Genomic DNA, 7,683 nt, shown 5'->3' on the forward strand with positions numbered 1-7,683 from the left:
TGCTTTGATATCAACTGGGGTTATCAAGCGAACATCGACTCCATCAATCAGTTCAATTGCAGCCTCCATTTTGAAACCAATCGCACCACCGGCAAACTTACCTTTTGTCGGTCTCTCTCGAATAATTACGGTATCTATTTGATAGTCTGTCATCAGTTTGGCAAACGTAGCCTGAAAGTACTTTAGACTATGGCTCTTCTCTAGCGTCACTTTTCTTACGCGACAGTCAGGGATATCGAATATCTCATCATCCATGGACAAGAGACAAATAATCGCATCACTACCCTTTAATTCAACACCACATACTTTCATAACTAAATCTCAATATTAGGAATGGCTGCATTGTAGGTAAATCTGCACGCTAATGAAATGATCAATAGCTGTTGGCGTATAGATTTCATGACAGATCAAGTAAAGCCCGGAATTAAACAGCCTAGCGGTGTCATATATCAAGTTCAAGATAAAGCCGCTACACTGCACGCCATTTTCCCACTATCAATAATCGAGATATCCATGAGCTTTCAAACCCTAGGTCTTTCCCCTCAATTATTGACTCATCTGCTTGAGCTCGGCTACCTTGACGCAACGCCTATCCAACAAGCAGCTATTCCTGAAGTTCTCGCCGGCCACGATGTGATGGCTGGGGCACAAACCGGTACGGGCAAAACCGCAGCCTTTGCCCTTCCCATTATTCAAAAACTTATTGATGCTCAAAACACCCTTAAGCCAATTAATGACAACATTGAAGAAAGCTCCTGCCAGTCACCCAAAGCCTTAGTATTAACACCTACACGAGAATTAGCACTACAAGTATTCAATAGCATAAATACTTACAGCCACAACACAAATATTCAGTCAGCTATCGCCTATGGCGGCGTTAGCTTGAACCCACAAATACAAGCTATCAAAAAGGGGGTGAGTATTGTGGTGGCTACACCTGGACGTTTACTCGACTTGCTCATGAAGGAGTGTATCGACTTAAATCACATTGAGTTCCTAGTATTTGATGAAGCAGACCGTATGCTAGACATGGGTTTCATTAATGATATAAATCGTATTTTGAGGGGCATGCCTAAACAGCGGCAAACCCTGCTATTCTCTGCAACCTTCGATCAGGCTATTTTCGATCTGAGCAAAAAATTATTAAAAGACCCCAAGCTCATTGAAGTCGATGCTCGCAATACCGCCGCTAAGAAAGTTGAACAAATGGTCTACACCGTCGACAAGGATCGCAAGCGCGAATTAACGTCTTACTTAATTGGCTCTAAAAATTGGCAGCAGGTACTCATCTTTACACGCACCAAGCAAGCCGCTGACGAGCTCTCCAAAGAAATGATCAAGGATGGGCTCAAGACGGCAGCTATTCATGGTGACAAGTCTCAAGGCGCTCGTGAGCGTGCACTGGAAGACTTCAAGCAAAACAAACTACGCGCCTTAGTTGCAACGGATGTCGCTGCTCGAGGGCTGGATATTGACCAGCTCAAGTATGTCATCAATTACGAACTACCTTACGTTGCGGAGGATTATATTCATCGCATAGGGCGCACCGGCAGAGCTGGCCAAGAAGGCCTGGCAATATCGTTGTTAAGCTTAGGTGAAGAGTATTTACTAGAAGAAATTGAAGCCGTGCTTGATGAACGTTTGCCGCAACAGTGGTTACCCGGCTATGAACCTGATTTAACAAAAGAAGTTAAAACATCGAAAAAGAATTCCCGCACCGCTCAGAAGAAACGTCGAAAAGATAGAGCGTACGGTAAGAAACGAAAGTAAGAGGAAAAAGGAGCTGTGTCAAAACCTAGCGTTGAGATAAACCGCTAGTCGCTTTGATGTTCTAACACAGCTTATTAGGAAAGGCCTTGCCTAAATAAGATAAGTAACTGGTAGTTATTTAACCGTGACCACTGGTCACAAGTCAAGTTAGAAGTGCTAAAAAGAGGCCAAATGGGGAGAAAAGGTTTATCCCATCTGTGGGATGATATAAAAAACGCGTACCAACTTATCCCCTACACAGGAAACAGTTCAATACGCGTCTTTTTCGCAATGCGATATTACATCGCAATGATCAAGGCTTAGACTTTCTGCAACCAGCCAAACTTATCTTCTGCCTTACCCCATTGAATATCATTTAGTGCCTGGCGAAGTTTTAAGGTGGTTTCACCTGCCTCACCAGAACCTACTGTAATTTCTTCATCATTATGAATTAAGGTGCCAACAGGCGTTAATACTGCGGCAGTACCAGAAAGCGCGGCTTCGGTACCTGGCTTTTGTGCGCGTTCAATCAATTCACTTACCGTGAAATCACGTTCGCTCACGGTCATTCCCATATCGCGGGCAATCGTTAATATTGAGTCACGAGTAATGCCGTGTAAGAAAGAACTATCCAAGGCCTTAGTTATGATCTCGTTTCCATCAATCAGAATGAAGTTTGCTGCACCGGTTTCCTGTACATCACCATTCGGGCAGAAAAGCACTTGATCAGCATTGTTAGTGTTGCGTGCACGAGCAATTGGGCCTAATGCACTGGCATAGTTACCACCACTCTTAATCATTCCCATATGAGGAGCACAACGCATACCGTCTTCTTCTAGCAATAGCCTTAAGGGCTTAACGCCACCAGAAAAGTAATCACCTACGGGTGATAACAAAACATATAGAAGCGACGTCGCAGAAGAGACCGCGGCTTTTCCAATGCTTGGTTCCGTGCCGATATGAGTCGGACGAATATACATAGAACCTGGCGCTTCAGGTACGTCTTCTACATAAAGTCCGACGATTTCTTTAATCATATCGCCTAATTGTTCTTTGTTAATTTCGGGTAGGAATAATAAATCTGTACTCTGGGCCATACGCTGAACATTGGCATCCATACGAAAAATATTAATGCTGCCATCTTTATGCTTAAATGCTTTCAAGCCTTCAAAGCATGTACTGGAATAATGCAAGACATGGGCACCCGGGTGTAATTCCAGTTTATCGGATGAAATGATACTTGAAGAGGTCCAAGAATTGTTTTCGTAGCTTGCCAGTGCCATTTTAGGCATGAAAACGGTTCCAAATGCGGCCATTACTATTCCTAAGTCTGTAAATGGAAGCCTTGAAATAAGCTTCCGGAATCAATTTTGCTCGGTGTGAATTGCTTATCGCAGCGATATTTTTCAGCAGACTGCACTCAATTCATAAAATTCTGCCTAGTATAAACTACCTAGATCGCCAATCAATGACGATATATCAATAAAGTTGCAAGTATGGCCATTCAAAAAAGCTCTACCCACCCAACAAGATGAGTATGCCCTAAGCTGGAGGCCACACACCCAGGAATCCAAGCTAAATGTCAAAGTCATGGTAGAATGTCGGCATAAACATTACACTGCCCACAGTTTAAACTCTCTAGCGCAAACGGCGCTCACCCAAGCAGGACTTCCGATGAAAAAAACTTATCAATTAGCTCACCCAAAAATCAAAGTGCCTCGCGTTGTCGACTCAGTAAAACATGACATCAGAAAGTTTCTCAAAAAGGAACGTAAGAAGCCTCTACCTTCTGGCACTAAATATTGGGGTTTTGATTGTAAGTTTGGTCAATCAGAAGAAGCGGCTGTGGAAATTCAGCTGCCCTCTTTGATGAGCCATATCGATGAACTGGTTGCGAATAACATTATGACTATCTACGTGGAAATCACTGCTAAAGCCGTTTCACCTGATGGCAATTCGATTCAACAGGAATATTAGACAGTAAACCCTAAGGCAGCGTGACTCAAAGGTAAAAAGAAATGATGAACACCAAGATATATAAAGCCGTCCACGGGCTTGCAGAAAAGCTAATGGCAGCAGCGAAAAAAGATGACCAAGAAACCTTTGATTCGCTCTACTCTGAACTCAAGGCGATCTGTCTAGATAATGAAGATACAGATAAGGATCACCCTGTTCAATGGGAAACATTAGCTGACTTTTCAGAAGACTTAAGCGATGCGATAGCCATTTATGAAAAGGCCCTAAAGAAGTCTGTCGATATTAATTCAAAAGACCATATGTCTTCAGTGGCATACTCAATGGCGACCTTGCAGGTCGAGCTCGGCCAGACTGAGGAAGCAATCAAAAACCTGCAAAACGCTAAAGTTAGCGCCAATAAAATTGAAGATGACTCACTTAAACGAGAGATCAACGAATTACTTGATTCCTTAGCAAGCCCGATGGAATAAGCATAACCGGGCACACTTTATTCGCCCTTAAGATAGTTTCAATAAGTACTTTTGTGGCGACACCCAGAACTCTACTGTTCTGGCAAAGCCCCTAAGTCATCAAACCATCATCCTTTTGTCACCAAACTGTCACTTCAAACATGAATAGTTTGTACATAAATTGTACAAATCCAAGTATGTATTGATATGACAAAAATCAAGGTGAGCATTGTTACTGAAACCTACTACCCTGAAGTAAATGGCGTTGCCAATACCTTGAAGTACTGGGTTGAAGGACTTCAAAATAAGGGTATCTACACTCAAATCATCAGACCCAAGCAGAATCCTGATGATGCCTCAGTGGAAAGTGATCAATGCGAGACCTATACAGTTGCCGGACTTCCTATACCGAGATACAAGGAGCTCAAGTTTGGCCTACCTTGTAAAAGGAAGCTAGTAAGTCTATGGAAGAAATCTCCACCTTCTGCCATTTATGTCGCGACCGAAGGCCCCCTTGGTCTTTCAGCTGTTCGTGCAGCTAAGAAACTGAATATTCCTATACTTAGCGGCTTCCATACTAATTTCCAGTCCTACAGTAAGTACTACGGCCTAGGGTTTCTCGAACCTTTAATATTTGGCTTCCTGAGGTATTTTCACAACCAGACACGTGGAACGATCGTGCCTACGAAAAAACAGCAGGAATGGCTAAGTCGAAAAGGGTTTGAAAATGTCAGTGTGCTCAGTCGCGGAATCGATTCTTCGCGGTTTACACCAAGTAAACGCTGTTCTCGCCTTCGTGAAAGATGGCATGTGACAGATGGGCAAGTCGTTTGCCTCTATGTCGGCCGAGTTGCAGGAGAAAAAAATATTGCCTTGGCTATCAAGGCCTATGAGAACGTCACCGCCACTCATCCGGACTGTGTTTTCGTCGTCGTTGGTGATGGCCCCTTAAGAAAAACCTTGGAAAGTGAACACCCTGGCATCCGTTTCGTTGGAATGAAAACGGGTGAAGAGCTAGCCAAGTATTATGCCTCAGCAGACCTTTTTCTATTTCCAAGCAAAACCGACACCTTTGGTAATGTTGTGACTGAAGCAATGGCAAGCAGGCTGGGTATCGTTGCATTTAATGACGCCGCTGCGAAGGAACACTTAAGCCATGGCAATTCGGCATATATCGCAAATTTAGACAATGACGAAGCCTTCATTCAATTGACTCTGGAAGCAATCGAAAGCTCTTCCGAGCTGGAAAAAATTCGTGAAAATGCCTATCAATTGGCACAAACAATTACCTGGAACAATATCGTCAATCAGTTCGTCAAAAAGTTACTCGAAAAGCCACCCTTAAGGCTAGGAGATGAGACACATGAATCCTCTCAAAACATCAACAGCATTTAATAAGCTCAATAGCTGGGATATTGCAGCTTGCCTGTACCTTAATCATTTTTGTCGCACTAAAACGGTTAACACCTTCTTTGCAATAATCAGCCGCTTAGGGGATGGTGTTTTCTGGTATAGTCTCGCGCTTGTCCTGCCAATCTTATATGGTGAAGAAGGTCTACTTTTATCAGGGTTGATGATAACGGCGGGCGGTGCTTGCCTACTGATCTATAAGCAACTTAAAAAGAAACTAGTAAGAGAACGACCATTTATCCGCTCAAAAGATGTCTATAAAGGCTGCGCACCTTTAGATCAATACAGCTTTCCTTCTGGACACACAATGCACGCGGCCTGCTTCTCGACTGTTGTGCTATGGCACCTGCCAGAGTTCGCTGTATTATTGGTACCCTTCTCTATTCTAATTGCCCTCTCGAGAATGGTACTCGGCCTTCACTATCCGACAGATGTATTGTGTGGCGCGGGATTAGGTATATTGCTGGCATCAATTGCAAACTACTTAAGCCCCGTACTCTTCTAAACCAGCGCTACTGGCCTTTACCTTATTCCTGCCAAATAGGCACATCGAAGGCCTGTAAGATCTTCCCTGTTTCGGCCAGAGGCAAGCCCACTACATTGCTATAGCTTCCGACAATCCCTTCAACAAACAATGCCGCTTTGCCTTGTATGCCATATGCACCTGCCTTATCCATTGGTTCACCCGTTGCGATATATTGCCTAATTTGCTGATCACTCAGCTTCATAAACGACACTTCTGTTGTCACAACATCAGCTTCAATTACCGCTTTCCCCTCAGATAACTTCGCCACAGCGATACCCGTTAGCACTAGATGATTTGTTCCTGATAAACGCTTTAGCATTTCAAATGCTACGCGTTCATTATCTGGCTTGCCTAGAATCGTGCCGTCTATCGTAACGGTCGTATCTGCAGCTAAAACTGTCTTTTCAGGATTAAAGCTGAGACCTGCTAAGGCTTTTTCTTTAGCCAAGCGCCTTACATAAGCGTCGGGCAATTCCCCTTCAAGTACTGACTCATCGATATCCATTGATGCACTATGATAAGGAACACCGATTTGTTCTAATAGTTCTCTCCGGCGACTGGAGCCAGATGCCAATAGCAAGTCTGCCATATTTTTTAAGATTCCTTCATAAATTGAATAGTAAACCTGGAATAATCGCTTCGGAAAGTATGACAAGCCTCGCTCCTTACGTAGCAGCGTCTTCAACGGAACGGATTGCTTTATCAATTGTTTATAGTCGGTTAAGCAGTAAAGGCGCTTTCTGAAAAATTGCTAGTTTTAACATAACAGTTCTCCAATAAATTTAGCCCTCTAAAAACGTTCAGCAAAGGTACTTTGTTTATCCTAAGAGTTTTTTTCTACTGAATATACAGTTATATAGTATTGCAAGTTACTTACAGCAACGGAAATTTTTTTGTAACTTTTGCTCTATAGAATATTTCGATCACCCTCAAAAAGCGCCAAGATAATAGGCAGTGCTCGATGCAGTCTTTTTCCGAGTAGTACTCACTACGAAGTAGTATGCCCCTAGGGTAATTTTTCGATAGAGCAGAGAGGGAAATGTTTCGTTAGTTGGTAAAACCATAATGTGACATTGAATATTGTTATCACGAATATTTAAAAGGAAGTCGGAATTAACCCCATCAAATCAATAAGCGTTATATCCATAACTATCGCATCAATCTTGCTATCTGCTTGTAGCACCATGCCTTCCCTAGGTGGTGGCGGAAGCGGTGTCGTTACTGGCAGTGCTGCTGGTGAAAGTAGCGTAGATAACAACACAGAACTCGAAAAGTGTGAAGAAACACTCGGCACACTGTCTATCTTTGAAGATACCTCACTACCATGGTGGGGAACTTACAAACAGCAATATCCAAGACTAGGAAGTACTGTCCCGGTCCTAAGACTCATGATTCAGCAATCAAACTGTTTTGTCATCGTTGAACGTGGCGCGGCAATGAATGCAATGAACCGTGAACGTCAACTAATGAATTCTGGTCAACTGCGCTCTGGTAGTAATTTTGGCGGCGGTCAAATGGTAGCAGCTGATTTTACACTTAGCCCCTCTGTCTTGTTTGCAGAAAAAACCGGCG

9 protein-coding genes are annotated in these 7,683 nt (G+C 43.2%); 6 read left to right on the plus strand and 3 right to left on the minus strand.

All coding sequences use genetic code 11. From position 1 onward, the window contains the following. Positions 1 to 312: DUF3010 family protein (locus tag A3761_RS15820; protein ID WP_068750477.1), on the minus strand; the 312-nt coding region annotated here is incomplete at its 3' end. 201 nt (positions 313 to 513) lie between these two features. Between A3761_RS15820 and A3761_RS15825 the strand changes: the two genes are divergently transcribed. Beyond that, the gene (locus A3761_RS15825; RefSeq protein WP_068509505.1) at positions 514 to 1,770 is read left to right on the plus strand and encodes a DEAD/DEAH box helicase; all 1,257 of its coding nucleotides are present in this window, start codon (positions 514 to 516) and stop codon (positions 1,768 to 1,770) included. Between the two features lie 299 nt (positions 1,771 to 2,069). Here the strand turns inward: A3761_RS15825 and A3761_RS15830 are convergent, their stop codons facing one another. After that, on the minus strand, positions 2,070 to 3,065 hold the full coding sequence (locus A3761_RS15830; protein WP_068509465.1) for a branched-chain amino acid aminotransferase: 996 nt from the start codon (positions 3,063 to 3,065) through the stop codon (positions 2,070 to 2,072). A 358-nt stretch (positions 3,066 to 3,423) separates the two neighbouring features. Between A3761_RS15830 and A3761_RS15835 the strand changes: the two genes are divergently transcribed. The 4 genes from A3761_RS15835 to A3761_RS15850 all read left to right on the plus strand — a co-directional run bounded on the left by A3761_RS15835 (position 3,424) and on the right by A3761_RS15850 (position 6,090). Beyond that, positions 3,424 to 3,726: a DUF6172 family protein gene (locus A3761_RS15835; RefSeq protein WP_068509467.1), complete on the plus strand. Its 303-nt coding sequence runs from the start codon at positions 3,424 to 3,426 to the stop codon at positions 3,724 to 3,726. Positions 3,727 to 3,767: 41 nt separating this feature from the next. Further along, complete coding sequence (locus A3761_RS15840; RefSeq protein ID WP_068509469.1) at positions 3,768 to 4,196, plus strand: tetratricopeptide repeat protein; 429 nt, start codon at positions 3,768 to 3,770, stop codon at positions 4,194 to 4,196. 186 nt (positions 4,197 to 4,382) lie between these two features. Next, on the plus strand, positions 4,383 to 5,570 hold the full coding sequence (locus A3761_RS15845; protein WP_068509471.1) for a glycosyltransferase family 1 protein: 1,188 nt from the start codon (positions 4,383 to 4,385) through the stop codon (positions 5,568 to 5,570). Further along, positions 5,539 to 6,090: a phosphatase PAP2 family protein gene (locus A3761_RS15850; protein ID WP_068509473.1), complete on the plus strand. Its 552-nt coding sequence runs from the start codon at positions 5,539 to 5,541 to the stop codon at positions 6,088 to 6,090. Before A3761_RS15845 ends, A3761_RS15850 begins: the two co-directional genes overlap by 32 nt. Positions 6,091 to 6,112: 22 nt before the next feature. Here A3761_RS15850 and A3761_RS15855 read toward each other — a convergent pair whose 3' ends face one another. Further along, entirely contained in the window at positions 6,113 to 6,700 is a 588-nt protein-coding gene (locus A3761_RS15855) for a nucleoside triphosphate pyrophosphatase (RefSeq protein ID WP_068509507.1), read from the minus strand. A gap of 595 nt (positions 6,701 to 7,295) precedes the next feature. Here A3761_RS15855 and A3761_RS15860 point away from each other — a divergent pair. Continuing rightward, positions 7,296 to 7,683, plus strand: a 388-nt coding sequence (locus tag A3761_RS15860; protein ID WP_197473069.1) for a hypothetical protein, incomplete at its 3' end; no start/stop codon positions are given.

The sequence above is a fragment of the Oleiphilus sp. HI0123 genome, assembly GCF_001635315.1.

Bases quoted from the DNA above. Each gene is read 5' to 3' on its own strand.
- A3761_RS15825 (WP_068509505.1), top strand. From the start codon at position 514: ATGAGCTTTCAAACCCTAGGTCTTTCCCCTCAATTATTGACTCATCTG.
- A3761_RS15830 (WP_068509465.1), bottom strand. From the start codon at position 3,065: ATGGCCGCATTTGGAACCGTTTTCATGCCTAAAATGGCACTGGCAAGC.
- A3761_RS15835 (WP_068509467.1), top strand. From the start codon at position 3,424: ATGAAAAAAACTTATCAATTAGCTCACCCAAAAATCAAAGTGCCTCGC.
- A3761_RS15840 (WP_068509469.1), top strand. From the start codon at position 3,768: ATGATGAACACCAAGATATATAAAGCCGTCCACGGGCTTGCAGAAAAG.
- A3761_RS15845 (WP_068509471.1), top strand. From the start codon at position 4,383: ATGACAAAAATCAAGGTGAGCATTGTTACTGAAACCTACTACCCTGAA.
- A3761_RS15850 (WP_068509473.1), top strand. From the start codon at position 5,539: ATGAATCCTCTCAAAACATCAACAGCATTTAATAAGCTCAATAGCTGG.
- A3761_RS15855 (WP_068509507.1), bottom strand. From the start codon at position 6,700: ATGGCAGACTTGCTATTGGCATCTGGCTCCAGTCGCCGGAGAGAACTA.